Below are 13,387 nucleotides of genomic sequence, written 5' to 3'. Positions count from 1 at the left end.
CCGGGACAGAGGGATAAGGCTAGTATAGCGAGATAAAGGGATCCTTCTGTGAATGAAGTGATCCTTTTTGTTTTATAACCGCCGTTTTTATCTCTCCCCCTGAAAAAAGGAGGAATAGCCATGAAACAAACAACTGATTTTATTACGATGAAAACTGCAGGTGACAGGATTGTCATGGTGACAGCTTATGACTTTCCGTCGGCCAAGCATGTCGAACAGGGAAAAGCGGATATGATTCTGGTGGGCGATTCGCTGGGCATGGTAGTCCTAGGCTACGATTCGACGATTCCTGTAACAATTGAAGATATGGTGCATCATGCAAAAGCGGTCAAAAGAGGGGCACCGGATACTTTTATTGTTGTTGATATGCCGTTTATGAGTTATCACTTGTCAGTCAGGGACACGCTCATCAACGCAAGCAGGCTGATACAAGAGACGGGTGCGCATGCCGTCAAGCTAGAAGGAGCAGATGAAGTTACAGAACATATCAGGGCCCTAGTCCTGGCAGGCATCCCTGTCGTCGCCCACCTTGGCCTTACTCCCCAGTCTGTTGGAGTACTTGGAGGCTACAAAGTTCAGGGTAAGGATGCCGGAGCAGCACTGAAGCTGATGGAAGATGCGAAAAAATGCCAGGAGGCTGGCGCATTTTCCCTCGTGCTGGAGTGTGTTCCGCACCAGTTGGCAGAGAAAGTGTCAGAGTCTCTCGATATCCCGACCATCGGAATCGGAGCAGGCGCCCAAACAGATGGACAAGTCCTCGTTTACCATGATTTGATTAACTACGGTGTGGAAAGAGTCCCTAAATTTGTTAAGCAATATGCAGATGTGAATGCGTTAGCTTCTAAAGGGATTGCTTCCTTTACGGAAGAAGTGAAAACTGGCCTTTTTCCGGAAGAAAAGCATAGCTTTACGATGAAGGAAGAGGTTGTTAATTCCCTGTACGGAGGAAAAAAATAAATGAAGATTATTAAGTCTGTTAAAGAGATGCAGCAGCTGGCTGCAGCCGAAAAGGCAACTGGGAAGAGCATCGGGTTTGTCCCTACAATGGGATACTTGCATGAGGGGCATTTATCGTTGCTGAAAAAAGCGAAAGCTGAGAATGAGTCGGTCATACTAAGTATTTTTGTCAACCCCCTTCAGTTCGGACGGGGGGAAGACCTTGATGCCTATCCAAGGGATTTTGAACATGACAAAGAACTTGCTGAATCGGAAGGTGCCAATTTTCTCTTTTATCCGCCTGTCGAAGAAATGTATCCTGCTAAGCCATCGGTAACAGCGTCAGTCAATGACAGGACGGATGTGCTTTGCGGCAAATCCCGTCCAGGGCATTTTGACGGGGTAGCGACAGTCCTGGCCAAGCTGTTTAATATTACACAGCCGGACAGGGTTTACTTTGGACTGAAGGATGCCCAGCAAGTGGCTGTTGTCGAAGGACTAGTGGCCGACTTTTGTTTCCCTTTTCAAATAAGGCCTGTTGATACTGTCAGGGAAGGGGATGGACTTGCCAAGAGCTCCAGAAATGTCTATCTTTCAGACAAGGAAAGAACAGAAGCGCCAGAGTTATACAAAAGTCTTCTTCTTGCAAAAAGCCTGATTGAAAGTGGCGAACGGAATTCGAAGAGGATCATAGAAGCAGTGGAACAACATTTGCAGGAAACGTGCAGCGGGGTTGTTGATTATATTGAGTTATACTCTTACCCCGACTTAAAACCGGTCGAGAATTTGTCAGGAAGAATCATTATTGCAATGGCAGTCAAGTTCAGTAAAGCACGCCTGATTGATAATATCATAATGGAAATTAATGAATAGGGGGAAGTCTATATGTTCCGCACCATGATGAATGCCAAGATTCACCGCGCCAGGGTGACTGAAGCTAACCTTAATTATGTTGGAAGCATTACCATTGACACTGATATTCTTGATGCAGTAGGTCTTGTCGCCAATGAGAAAGTCCAGATTGTCAACAATAATAATGGAGCTCGTTTCGAGACGTATATCATCCCAGGCCAGCGCGGAAGCGGGGTAGTCTGCCTTAATGGCGCTGCAGCACGTCTTGTCCAGGAGGGGGACGTGGTCATTATCATTTCTTACGCTCTTGTGTCAGAGGACAAGGTTGCTTCCCATCAGCCGAGAGTGGCGATCATGGATGAAAATAACCGGATTGTTGAATTGCTTCATGCAGAGCCTGAAAGTACAGTGATGTAAAAAAAAGCTTCCGCTTACTGCGGAAGCTTTTTAGCAAACTTGCTAATAATAGTCTTTAAAGACACAATTGCTTTTTCTTTTTCCGTTTTTATGATACCGTTTGAATGACTGAATATCGAGGTGTTACAAATGGACAATAAATTTGTGGTCGTCGATCTCGAGACAACTGGAAATTCTCCGAAAAAGGGAGACCGCATCATTCAAATTGGCGCGGTAGTCATCGAAAACGGCAAAATAATCGAAAGATATTCTTCGCTTGTAAATCCTGGGAAGCAAATCCCTGTTTTTATTGAAGAATTAACGGGCATCGATGATGAGATGGTAAAAGATGCCCCGGACTTTACTGAAATAGCAGGGCAGATTCTGCATCTTCTAGATGGTGCTTTTTTTGTTGCCCATAATGTATTTTTTGACCTTTCGTTCCTTCAGGAAGAACTTCTGAAGGTCGGATATGAAGGTTTTTTTGGACCTGTCATCGATACGGTTGAAATGGCCAGAATCCTTTTCCCCTCAGCTGATAGCTATAAGCTTTCGGATTTGGCTGTGAGAGAAGGCCTTGCCCACGACAGGCCCCATCAAGCTGATAGTGATGCAGAAGTCACAGCGGAATTATTGCTCATACTCCTGGAGAGAATACGGGCATTTCCCATTGTCACCATTAAGAGTTTGTCCAAGCTTTCCTCTGGATTGAAAAGTGATCTTTACATGCTTTTTGAGGATGCAATCACGCTGAAGGAACGGTCGATAGAAGAGATCCCAGAACATATCGACATCTTCAGGGGAATTGCCATGAGAAAGGCAGGCGCGCCTGAAGAAAAAGAGACAGAGCTACCGTGTTACCCTATTACGCCTGAATTAAAGGTTGAAATGCTTCAGAAAGCAATTCCGAAGTATGAACCAAGGCAAGGTCAGCTCCAAATGATGGATGATGTATACGGAGCTTTCGAAAAAGGCGTCCATACAATGATTGAAGCTGGGACGGGAATCGGGAAGACACTTGCTTATCTAGTACCTGCTGCAATTTTCTCCAGGCAGCATAATAAGACGGTGGTTGTGAGCACCTACACTACTCAGCTTCAACAGCAGCTGTTGCAAAAAGATGTGCCTATTCTAGAGGATATTCTCGGCCAGCGGGTGAAGACGGCCCTTCTGAAAGGGAGGAGCCATTATATCAATCTGGCCAGATTTGAAGTTTCCATGATCGAAGAGGAAGACAATTACGATACAGCTCTTACCAAAATGCAAATCCTTGTCTGGCTGACAGAAACCGAGACAGGCGATTATGATGAACTAAATCTGTCTAGCGGCGGGATGATATACTGGAACAAAATTAAAAATGATCATTCAGTATTCATGAAGACCAACCACTGGCAGCAAAAAGATTTCTTTCTTCGTGCAAGGCGTGCGTCAGAATCAGCAGACATTATCATTACAAACCACGCAATGCTGCTGTCGGACCTTACAGCGGATCAGCCCTTCATTCCGCAGTATGATCATGTCATCCTTGATGAAGCACATCAGTTTGAGAAGGCGGCAGGAAGATACTTCGGTGAGACGCTTGAGTACCTCTCGATCAGGCTTTTAATTAACCAGCTTGGTTTATATGAGCAAAAGCAGGTTTTTGGAAAACTTGAGGACCTTGTTGGCGAAAAAGCTTCCCAGCAGACACCTTACTTACATACATTTGAATTGAACCACTTGATTGCCCTTGTCCATTCTGAAACGGATGCGCTTTTTAAAGCAGCAAGCGGGCTGGTGAAAAAAAGCAGGACTGGCAAAGGCCCGCTAAACCGTGTCAAATGTCGGCTCCCGAAAAGCGGAAACAACAATGGAAGAGACGCTTTATATGTTGTGGCTGAACGCTTCTCTTTCATGATCAGGGATATAGTCGAAGGCTTGGAGCAACGTCTTAAAGCAGCTGAGCCTCTCATGCCTAGCCTTGAAAAGAATGAACTCGCACTCCTCGAGGAAGCGGCTTTGCTGGCAGCTGAATTGGAAGGATGCAGGGCTAAGGTCCGGAACCTGGTACTCTATCCGGATCCGGATTACGTCACTTGGATTGAGACAGACCTGCGTTCCAATCAAAATACAACGACCATTTACGGACGGCCAGCTGACGTATCACCGTTCCTCAGGGACCGGTTTTTCTGCACCAAGCAATGCGTGATTCTGACTTCGGCAACTTTATCGGTGAAAAATTCATTTGAGTTCCTGAAAAAAGAATTGGGAATGGATTCCGTGCATTCTGTCGTGAAACAAATTGCATCACCGTTTGATTACGGAAAACAGGTACAGCTATTTGTTCCAAAAGATATCCCGGAAATCAAATCAGTCAGTGATGAGGAATATATAGCCAGTATTACTGAACATATTATTTCCATTGCGGAAGCCACAAAAGGCAGGATGCTCATTTTATTTACTTCGCATGATATGCTGAAAAAAACCTATGAATTGATTAAGGAAAGTGGAATGCTTGACGATTATGCCATGATTGCACAAGGAATAACAGCCGGAAGCAGAAGCAGGCTTACAAGGAACTTTCAAAAGTTCGACAAGGCTATTCTATTTGGGACGAGCAGCTTCTGGGAAGGTGTAGATATTCCAGGAGAGGACCTCTCTTGCCTCATCATTGTCCGGCTGCCGTTTTCCCCTCCAGATGAACCAGTAACAGAGGCAAAGTGTGACCAGATAAGGAAAAGGGGGGGAAGCCCTTTTTCAGAACTATCACTTCCAGAGGCAGTTCTCCGCTTCAAGCAGGGGTTCGGGAGGCTTGTCAGGACAACATCGGATAGAGGGATTGTCGTAGTGTTTGACAGGAGACTGGTCACAGCTTCCTATGGCCGCGCCTTCCTGGAATCCATACCGGATGTACCTGTAAGGAAAGTCAGTGTCCAGGAATTGACGGATAGCATTGAAAAGTGGCTGTGACATTTACCCTACTTCCGCAAAAAAAGCTGCGCAGGGCGCAGCAAGATTGAATGTGTGGACCAGAATAATTAGTTTTTACAGTTTTTTTGCCTACTCTGTTAAAGGAAACACCTGTTATAATGGGTGTTAAGTTGACTTATGCCGTGTAATGATATTGTTGTCATCATCGGAGGCACATATAAGTAACAAATATTGTTTTGTCTTAGGAGGAATACCGGAATGGAAAGTAAAATTGAAGTATTATCAACAATCAAAATCCAGCAAAGTCCGGATTTGTACAAGATTGTCGATTCGCTTAACCGAACACTGAAGGACAGAGATCTCATGTTCGGGCTTGCGCTTGACCAGGAAGACCAGGAAAAGGCCATATTTACGATTTATCGTACATAAGATGTGGATACTATGAAAAAGTGGATTAGTATCAGCATCATTTCAATCGTTGTAATTGCAGGAATTTTGGCGAAGGTATATTTGAATGCGGTAGCTCCGGTTGACCGGGCGGAGGAAAAGGCTGTCTCCATTTTAAAAAAAGACACGAAGCTTACCGGTTACAGCGACTTTGAGCTATACAGTGGCGAAGAAACCTACTATGTACTTAAAGCAAAAGATAAAAAGAAACCGGTTTATGTATGGATATCTGAAAAAAGCGGAAAAGTTGTAACAAGAGCCGTAAACACCGGAACGAGTAAACAGGAAGCTGTTGACACCGTATACAGTGAAAGGAATCCGAAAGAAATAATTTCTGTAAGGCTTGGGATGGCGAGGATTCAAAAAACCGACAGGCCGGCATGGGAAGTATATTACCGGACAGGGAGCAATAGCATAAATTATTTCTATGTTGATTTTGATACAGGCAAGAAAATAAGGTCTATTGATAATTTTTAACAAACGGGGGATTTTGGATGGAGATTAAGCTTGCGAAAAGAGTGGGGACGCTGACGCCGTCCGCGACGCTGGCCATTACGGCAAAAGCTAAAGAAATGAAAGCAGAGGGGTTTGATGTCATTGGGCTGGGGGCCGGGGAACCGGATTTCAATACGCCTGAGAATATCCTGAAAGCTGCAGCCCAATCAATGCAGGAAGGCTATACCAAGTATACACCGGCCGGGGGGCTTCCTGCCTTGAAAAAAGTGATTGCAGAGAAGTTAAAGCGTGACCAGAACCTCGAGTACAAGGCGAACGAAATTATCGTTACGAATGGCGCAAAACATAGTTTATATACACTTTTTCAGGTGTTTCTGGATGAAGGTGATGAAGTCATTATTCCAATTCCGTATTGGGTAAGCTATCCTGAGCAGGTCAAATTGGCTGGTGGGAAACCTGTATATATCGAGACAAGGGAAGAGCATGCTTTTAAAATAACTGCTGAGCAGCTTGAGCAGGCAATCAGCGAAAAAACTAAAGCGTTGATTCTTAATTCACCGAGTAACCCGACAGGCATGGTATATACCCATGAAGAGCTTGAAGCGCTCGGTCAAGTCTGCCTCAAACATGACATTTTAATCATCTCAGATGAAATTTACGAAAAACTCCTTTACGGGGGAAATCAGCATGTATCGATCGCCGGAATGTCACAGGAACTGAAACAGCAGACAATCATCATCAACGGTGTTTCCAAATCCCATTCCATGACAGGATGGAGAATTGGATATGCAGCTGGGGACAGTAGGATTATCCGAGCAATGACGGACCTTGCCAGCCACAGTACGTCGAATCCGACAACCACATCACAGTATGCCGCGATTGCAGCCTATTCCGGCAGCCAGGATTCAGTGGAAACTATGAGGAAAGCCTTTGAAGAAAGGCTAGATATTATTTACCGAAAGCTTACTGCTATACCGGGCATCTCTTGCTTGAAGCCTCAGGGGGCATTTTATCTTTTCCCGAATGTTAAAGAGGCCGCCCTATCAACAGGCTCCAGCGATGTCGACCAGTTTGTGCAGAGGCTGCTTGAAGAAGCTCTAGTTGCTGTTGTACCTGGTTCAGGTTTTGGTTCACCTGACAATATCAGGCTTTCATACGCAACATCGCTCGACCTCCTGGAAGCGGCAATCGACAGGATTGCAGGCTTCATTGATAAAAACAAACAATAAGGGAAAACGGGATGGGGGCAAGTGTTTCGGCTTTCCATCCCGTTTTATTTTTTAAAAGAGGCAAAGCATCCCTGATATTGGGTTGCCGACAATTTTCCCGAAGGTTATAATAAAGAACGTACATAGCCCAAGATTTGCTTATTTTTGGAGGGAACTAAAAGTGGATAAGATAACAATTTCTGAAATTTATAAATATGCCGGCAAGGAAGTTAAACTTGGCGCATGGCTTGCGAACAAGCGTTCAAGCGGCAAAATTGCTTTCCTGCAACTTCGGGACGGAACTGGTTTCATTCAGGGTGTAGTTGTCAAAAGTGAAGTAAAGGAAGAGATTTTTCAGCTTGCGAAGTCGATTACACAGGAATCATCACTATATGTAACGGGACAAGTGACAGAAGACGAGCGCTCACCGCTTGGCTATGAACTTCAGGTTACCGGCATAGAGGTCATCCATCAGGCTGTGGACTATCCAATCACGCCTAAAGAGCATGGAACTGAATTTTTGATGGACCATCGCCATTTATGGCTTCGTTCACGCCGCCAGCATTCAGTCATGAAAATCAGGAATGAGATCATACGTGCAACCTATGAATTTTTTAACCAAAATGGTTTCACAAAGGTAGATCCTCCGATTTTGACAGGCAGCGCGCCTGAAGGAACAACTGAATTGTTCCACACTAAGTATTTCGACGAAGATGCTTTCCTTTCACAGAGCGGACAGCTGTATATGGAAGCAGCGGCAATGGCTCTTGGAAAAGTGTTTTCTTTTGGACCGACTTTCCGTGCCGAAAAATCGAAAACACGCCGTCATTTAATTGAGTTCTGGATGATCGAGCCAGAAATGGCTTTTTATGATTTTGAGGACAACCTTAAGGTCCAGGAAGAGTATGTTTCCCACATTGTCCAATCAGTATTGGACAATTGTCCAATCGAATTAAAAACGCTTGGCCGCGATACGGATAAGCTTGCAAAAATCAAAGCTCCATTCCCGCGTATTTCTTATGATGATGCGATCAAGCTTCTTCACGAGAAGGGCTTTGATGACATTACTTGGGGTGATGACTTTGGTGCGCCACATGAAACGTCGATTGCCGAGTCATTTGACAAACCTGTGTTCATTACTCATTATCCAAAATCGCTTAAGCCTTTCTACATGCAACCTGCCGAGGACCGCGATGATGTGGTTCTCTGTGCCGACCTCATAGCCCCAGAAGGCTACGGTGAAATTATCGGAGGATCGCAAAGGGTACACGACTATGACATGTTGAAAGAGCAGATTGAAAAGCACAATTTACCGGCAGAAGCGTATAAATGGTATCTTGAACTGCGCCAGTATGGATCCGTGCCTCACTCCGGATTCGGTCTTGGCCTTGAAAGGACAGTGGCTTGGATCAGCGGAGTCGAACACGTCAGGGAAACCATTCCTTTCCCTCGCCTGCTGAACCGCTTATATCCTTAATGTGCTGCTAAAACCTTAAGGAAAGAAGGGCAGTGGCCCTGCAGGTTATGCCTGTAGGGCCACTGCTATGTCCAGGAAGATATTGCATTTTTATGTTTCTGGATTCAGTTACCGGCCTGGCTTGTTCGTGTTATACTATGAAAAGAGGTGTCCGGTATGCAGAAATCAGATTTGCTGGATTGGCTGAAGGAAGGAAACATCAGCATTCCAGCTGTATTGTTATCAGAATATAAGCGTATGAACCTGTCTGAACAGGAATTGGTTCTTCTCCTGCATGTTCAATATTTCATGGATAAAGGAAATTATTTTCCAACTCCCGCTGAGCTGGCCGGCAGGATGACAGCAAATTCCCTTGAATGTTCCCAAATTTTGAGATCGCTTATCCAGAAAGGCTTCATTGAAATTATTGAGGGGAATTCACCTGAAGGAATCCGATTTGAAAAATATTCGCTTCAGCCAATGCAGGAAAAATTGGTTGAGCGGTTCTTGAGTTCAAAGAAACAAGATCAGGCACAGGTACGGAGAACGGAAGAAACTGACGTCTACACATGCTTCGAAAAGGAATTTGGAAGACCTTTATCTCCCTTTGAATGTGAAACGCTCGCCATGTGGATGGACGATGACCTCCACGATCCCATTATTATCAAATCGGCTTTAAGGGAAGCGGTTATTTCTGGTAAATTAAATTTTCGGTACATAGACCGAATTTTGTTTGAGTGGAAGAAAAATGGAGTTAAAACCATTGAACAAGCAAAAAGCCACAGCCGGAAATTCCGACAGTACCAAAACCAGCAGAGGCCTGTTGTTTCCGATGAAGCAAAAGTCCAGTCAAGGCCTGTCCCATTTTATAACTGGTTGGAACAATGAAGGGCGAGAGGAAGAGTTCTCTCGTTCTTTCTTTCGTTATGGAATGAATTTAAAGAGAAAGTGAATAACTTAATTTTTTATTTTTGGAACAACTTTCTTTTAGCAGGATTGCTCCTCTTTATATACAATATTTTCGGAGGTGAATAAATGATAAACAAAAATCAAATTCGTTTTTGCCTTGATGAAATGGGGAAAATGTTCCCGGAAGCCCATTGTGAATTAAATCATTCGAGTCCATTCGAACTCGTCATTGCTGTTGCACTGTCAGCTCAATGCACGGATGTCCTTGTCAACAAAGTAACAAAAGGGCTGTTTGAAAAGTACAAGACTCCAGAGGATTACCTCAGTGTCGAGCTTGAAGAATTGCAGCAGGACATTCGGTCAATAGGTTTATACAGAAATAAGGCGAAGAACATTCAAAAGCTGTGCAGGCTGCTTCTGGATGAGTATGACGACGTTGTACCGGCCGACAGGGATGAGTTAACTAAACTTCCCGGAGTTGGCAGGAAAACGGCCAATGTGGTCGTGTCGGTGGCCTATGGCGTTCCAGCCATAGCTGTCGATACCCATGTGGAGCGGGTAAGCAAGCGGCTCGGAATTTGCCGTTGGAAGGATTCAGTGCTCGAAGTCGAGAAAACCCTGATGAAGAAAGTCCCTGTGGATGAATGGTCAATTACTCACCATCGAATGATTTTCTTTGGGCGTTACCACTGCAAAGCACAGAACCCGCAATGCGAAAGCTGTCCGCTGCTTGTGGTATGCAGGGAAGGCAAAAAAAGAATGAAGGGAAGGGAAGCATGATGGGAGGCTGCATCATTGCTGTACCGGAAGAACTGCTCACTCCCTTTTTCTTCCCGGATGAATCCATGGAATGGAAGGAAGAATACTCATCGGGATACTTCCCGGAAATCACGTTTATCCATGAAGCCGCGCACTATGCGGGTTTAAACAGTATGAAACCATGGGAACACAGGGAAGATGCCATTCCCTCGTTGCTTGCTGCGTGGGGTGATACGATTTCCAGCCTTCGTAACCACTTTAAGGAAAGAAAGCCTCATGAAACAAAGATGGGAATGAAGCAGGCAACAGGCTTGTTTTTACAGTACCTTTTCTGGACGAACGGCAATCCTGTCTGTTTTCCGCTGGCTAAAATAGAAAAACTTCCTGGAAAACCGGTCAACGTCCATGAGAGATTAAGCTTCATTCTTTCAAGGCCGACCCTATACCATTCTTTTATTCAACTCGAAGAATTGATGAAGGAGCAGGAAAAGCAGTATGCAAAACTGAAACTGTCTCAGTAAGATTTTCTGGTAATAACACCGGCTTTCCCTACTGGAGCCGGGTTTTTTGTGTTTAAGGTCTGGGAGGGGTAATATCCATGGGGAAATAGAGAGGGAAGATAAACGAAATCAACCAACCAACCAACTTAAAACAAGCTAGGGGACACCATCCCTTAGCTTGTTTCTATGATTCGTAAAAAACCGTTCAAGTTAAACGAATGAAATTATCTCGAATTTTTCATCCACCTTCAAATGATAGGGATTTCCATATTAATATCCCTTTTGAAAAGGAATTTTTGTTCAATTGCTGATTAACAATAAAAGAGCCGAATAATCAGCTCTTTAACAAGATACATACGATTTATTAAACATTAGTAAATAAGTTAGGTTTATTCCTACATCACTGTAAACATCCAGGTAATTCCAAATTTATCCTTAACAGAACCGTGAAGTTTGGAGAAGAATGTTGGTTGAAGATCCATTTGAACATTTCCACCTTCTTTGAGAATGTTCCAAGCTTTAATAGCAGGCTCCTCAGAGTTTAGCTCGACACTGATGCACACTTTTTGTCCTTCTATACAGTCACGACTTCCATCAGAACCCATAATGTATCCATTTTCTGTTAACTTTAATTGTGCGTGTAAAACAAGATCTTTATCGCTTTCATCTACAGGAAATTCAGGATTTGGAGGCATATCACCATATTTTTGCATTGCAAGTAATTCTCCATCAAAAGCTTCTTGATATAATTTAAAAGCGTCTTCACATTCTCTGTTAAACATTAAATAGGGTTTAATCATCATCCAATCTCCTTCGTCAAATAAAATAGTTAAACTGTAGTGTGAGCTAATATGCCTTTTTACATAATGAAACTAGCAATACAGCTCCCTCTACTATTATATACGAACATTAGTTCTGTATTCAATGAAAATAAACAGAAACTTTTATAGATGTTTATTTGAGTTACCTTTATTGAACTAGCTGGGGGTGTTTCAACAATAAGTGGAGATGCATCTTTCTTATTGAAGTAACGAAGCAGGTTGAAGAATGTTGTGCTATTATGTATTAAAAATAATTATTAGAAGGGGCTACGCTATGAAGTGAGTGGATGTTGTTTATGCTTTTATCTATGATGATAAATAGAAAAAGTTGTAATGGGTAATAACAAAGGTGGTGGATGGTCACTACCAGGTGGGGCAGTGGAAAAAGGGGAAACGTTAGAGCAAGCAGTTATTCGAGAAACGAGAGAAGAAACTGGTTTAGTAATCGAAGTAGGGAATGTAATTGCGGTTAATGAAGCGTTTTTTTTTTAAAAGCACGAACATCACGCTCTACTTATTACATTCAATGCAAAAGTTATTGACGGAGAAATCCCAATTGAAGAGCATGATGAAATTGCAGAGGTAAAATGGATGGATGTAAATACTGCTAATAATATATGCCCTACCATAAAGATGGTGCAGAAAGGTTGTTGAAATCTTCATCACCTTACACTTTTCAGGGGGAATGTTAGATAGGAACATTTAATACCTTTCTATGAAAAAAATAATTTTAAATATAGCAAATCACAATTTGTAATGCACAGAAAATTATAGTTATTACACCAATTCTTATTCAACAAACGGGTGCGTTAGCGAAATAGGGATAATTGAAATGATCAATCTTTTTTATAAAAACCCCATACTTAATTTAAAAGAGTAACTCCATTTTGATCAATCTTTTTTTAAAATGGAGTTTTTGTGTAGGCTATTAAATAAGGTTATGTAACTTCATTTTTATCAAACTTTATTTCAAAGCTACATTTATATGCGATGAAATTAAGATTTAATCGTGATTTTTAATCAAACTTTATTATAAAGCTACACCTGAGAATATTAAAACGTAAGAGAGCGTATAATATCTTGTGTAAATGGGTATTAGGGATACATTTTGTTTATTAAGTTTAAAGTGTTATAATTTCAAAACAATAGATAAAGGAGCGCATTAAATGATTAATAAAATTGGTCAAATTATGTTATATGTAAATAACCAAGATGAAGCAGTAAAATTTTGGACAGAAAAATTAGGGTTTAGCGTAATAGCTGATGAAAATAACGGTCAAGGAATGAGATGGATTGAAATTTCCCCATCAATTAATGCTGAAACAAGTATTATCCTTCACGATAAAGAATTAATTTCTAAAATGTCGCCTGAAATGAACATTGGTACACCTTCTTTAATGTTTTTCTCAGAAAACTTCGAGCAATTACATAACGACTTGATAAAGAAAAATATCACAGTTGGAGAAATTGTAAATATGCCTTCGGGTAGAGTGTTTAACTTTGCAGATAGTGAAGGAAATTACTTTGCTATAATGGAAAAATAGTGAATATCAAGTCTCAAGCTTATCCTTAGAAATATTGATAAGCTTGAGATTTTTTTATTTTGAAAACGCAAACGAGAAGATGAAAAAAAAGGAATTTTATTTATTATATCTGAGGATATTTAAACGTAAAATAGATTGCAATGACATTTTGAAATTTTCTACTTAAACTCCCTCAGATAGATGCATATTACTC

Annotated in this window: 13 protein-coding genes and 1 pseudogene; 13 read left to right on the top strand and 1 reads right to left on the bottom strand. The window is 42.3% G+C overall.

Annotation, left to right across the window (positions count from 1 at the left end):
• The first annotated feature begins 120 nt into the window (after positions 1–120).
• The 11 genes from panB (at position 121) to D1970_RS18500 (ending at position 10,850) form a co-directional block, all read left to right on the top strand.
• Positions 121–957: a 3-methyl-2-oxobutanoate hydroxymethyltransferase gene (gene panB / locus D1970_RS18550; protein ID WP_119114347.1), complete on the top strand. Its 837-nt coding sequence runs from the start codon at positions 121–123 to the stop codon at positions 955–957.
• Positions 958–1,809, top strand: coding sequence for a pantoate--beta-alanine ligase (gene panC, locus D1970_RS18545; RefSeq protein ID WP_119114346.1), 852 nt, complete (start codon positions 958–960; stop codon positions 1,807–1,809).
• Positions 1,810–1,821: 12 nt separating this feature from the next.
• Positions 1,822–2,205: an aspartate 1-decarboxylase gene (gene panD, locus D1970_RS18540; RefSeq protein ID WP_119114345.1), complete on the top strand. Its 384-nt coding sequence runs from the start codon at positions 1,822–1,824 to the stop codon at positions 2,203–2,205.
• A gap of 129 nt (positions 2,206–2,334) precedes the next feature.
• Entirely contained in the window at positions 2,335–5,133 is a 2,799-nt protein-coding gene (dinG, locus tag D1970_RS18535) for an ATP-dependent DNA helicase DinG, 3'-5' exoribonuclease type (protein WP_119114344.1), read from the top strand.
• Between the two features lie 219 nt (positions 5,134–5,352).
• A complete protein-coding gene (locus D1970_RS18530) occupies positions 5,353–5,523 on the top strand; it encodes a YpmA family protein (protein WP_119114343.1) in 171 nt (56 codons plus the stop codon).
• A gap of 12 nt (positions 5,524–5,535) precedes the next feature.
• The gene (locus D1970_RS18525) at positions 5,536–6,018 is read left to right on the top strand and encodes a cell wall elongation regulator TseB-like domain-containing protein (protein WP_119114342.1); all 483 of its coding nucleotides are present in this window, start codon (positions 5,536–5,538) and stop codon (positions 6,016–6,018) included.
• 17 nt (positions 6,019–6,035) lie between these two features.
• Positions 6,036–7,226 carry a pyridoxal phosphate-dependent aminotransferase gene (locus D1970_RS18520; RefSeq protein ID WP_119114341.1) on the top strand — a complete coding sequence of 397 codons (1,191 nt, stop codon included), beginning with the start codon at positions 6,036–6,038 and terminating at the stop codon, positions 7,224–7,226.
• 160 nt (positions 7,227–7,386) lie between these two features.
• A complete protein-coding gene (gene asnS, locus D1970_RS18515; RefSeq protein WP_119114340.1) occupies positions 7,387–8,682 on the top strand; it encodes an asparagine--tRNA ligase in 1,296 nt (431 codons plus the stop codon).
• Positions 8,683–8,838: 156 nt separating this feature from the next.
• Positions 8,839–9,549, top strand: coding sequence for a DnaD domain-containing protein (locus tag D1970_RS18510; protein WP_119114339.1), 711 nt, complete (start codon positions 8,839–8,841; stop codon positions 9,547–9,549).
• 147 nt (positions 9,550–9,696) lie between these two features.
• A complete protein-coding gene (nth, locus tag D1970_RS18505) occupies positions 9,697–10,350 on the top strand; it encodes an endonuclease III (protein WP_119114338.1) in 654 nt (217 codons plus the stop codon).
• Positions 10,347–10,850 (top strand): YpoC family protein, encoded by a 504-nt coding sequence (locus tag D1970_RS18500; RefSeq protein WP_119114337.1) that lies wholly within the window; start codon positions 10,347–10,349, stop codon positions 10,848–10,850. The genes nth and D1970_RS18500 overlap by 4 nt, the downstream gene beginning before the upstream one ends.
• A 374-nt stretch (positions 10,851–11,224) precedes the next feature.
• On the opposite strand, the gene D1970_RS18495 is transcribed toward D1970_RS18500, so the two are convergent.
• Complete coding sequence (locus D1970_RS18495; protein ID WP_209796919.1) at positions 11,225–11,632, bottom strand: VOC family protein; 408 nt, start codon at positions 11,630–11,632, stop codon at positions 11,225–11,227.
• Between the two features lie 322 nt (positions 11,633–11,954).
• On the opposite strand from D1970_RS18495, the pseudogene D1970_RS23470 reads away from it, so the two are divergent.
• Positions 11,955–12,342 (top strand): annotated as a pseudogene (locus D1970_RS23470) (NUDIX hydrolase).
• A gap of 474 nt (positions 12,343–12,816) precedes the next feature.
• Positions 12,817–13,194, top strand: a complete 378-nt coding sequence (locus D1970_RS18480) for a VOC family protein (RefSeq protein WP_119114335.1) — start codon at positions 12,817–12,819, stop codon at positions 13,192–13,194.
• Positions 13,195–13,387: the final 193 nt, after the last annotated feature.

Origin of the sequence: Mesobacillus zeae (genome assembly GCF_003570705.1) — a bacterium.
In the GTDB taxonomy this organism is placed as follows: Bacteria; Bacillota; Bacilli; order Bacillales; family Cytobacillaceae; genus Mesobacillus_C; species Mesobacillus_C zeae.
The sequence above is the reverse complement of the archived record's forward strand: the minus strand, read 5'-3'. Positions and strand labels throughout refer to the sequence as shown.

Bases quoted from the DNA above. Each gene is read 5' to 3' on its own strand.
- panB (WP_119114347.1), top strand. From the start codon at position 121: ATGAAACAAACAACTGATTTTATTACGATGAAAACTGCAGGTGACAGG.
- panC (WP_119114346.1), top strand. From the start codon at position 958: ATGAAGATTATTAAGTCTGTTAAAGAGATGCAGCAGCTGGCTGCAGCC.
- panD (WP_119114345.1), top strand. From the start codon at position 1,822: ATGTTCCGCACCATGATGAATGCCAAGATTCACCGCGCCAGGGTGACT.
- dinG (WP_119114344.1), top strand. From the start codon at position 2,335: ATGGACAATAAATTTGTGGTCGTCGATCTCGAGACAACTGGAAATTCT.
- D1970_RS18530 (WP_119114343.1), top strand. From the start codon at position 5,353: ATGGAAAGTAAAATTGAAGTATTATCAACAATCAAAATCCAGCAAAGT.
- D1970_RS18525 (WP_119114342.1), top strand. From the start codon at position 5,536: ATGAAAAAGTGGATTAGTATCAGCATCATTTCAATCGTTGTAATTGCA.
- D1970_RS18520 (WP_119114341.1), top strand. From the start codon at position 6,036: ATGGAGATTAAGCTTGCGAAAAGAGTGGGGACGCTGACGCCGTCCGCG.
- D1970_RS18510 (WP_119114339.1), top strand. From the start codon at position 8,839: ATGCAGAAATCAGATTTGCTGGATTGGCTGAAGGAAGGAAACATCAGC.
- nth (WP_119114338.1), top strand. From the start codon at position 9,697: ATGATAAACAAAAATCAAATTCGTTTTTGCCTTGATGAAATGGGGAAA.
- D1970_RS18500 (WP_119114337.1), top strand. From the start codon at position 10,347: ATGATGGGAGGCTGCATCATTGCTGTACCGGAAGAACTGCTCACTCCC.
- D1970_RS18495 (WP_209796919.1), bottom strand. From the start codon at position 11,632: ATGATGATTAAACCCTATTTAATGTTTAACAGAGAATGTGAAGACGCT.
- D1970_RS18480 (WP_119114335.1), top strand. From the start codon at position 12,817: ATGATTAATAAAATTGGTCAAATTATGTTATATGTAAATAACCAAGAT.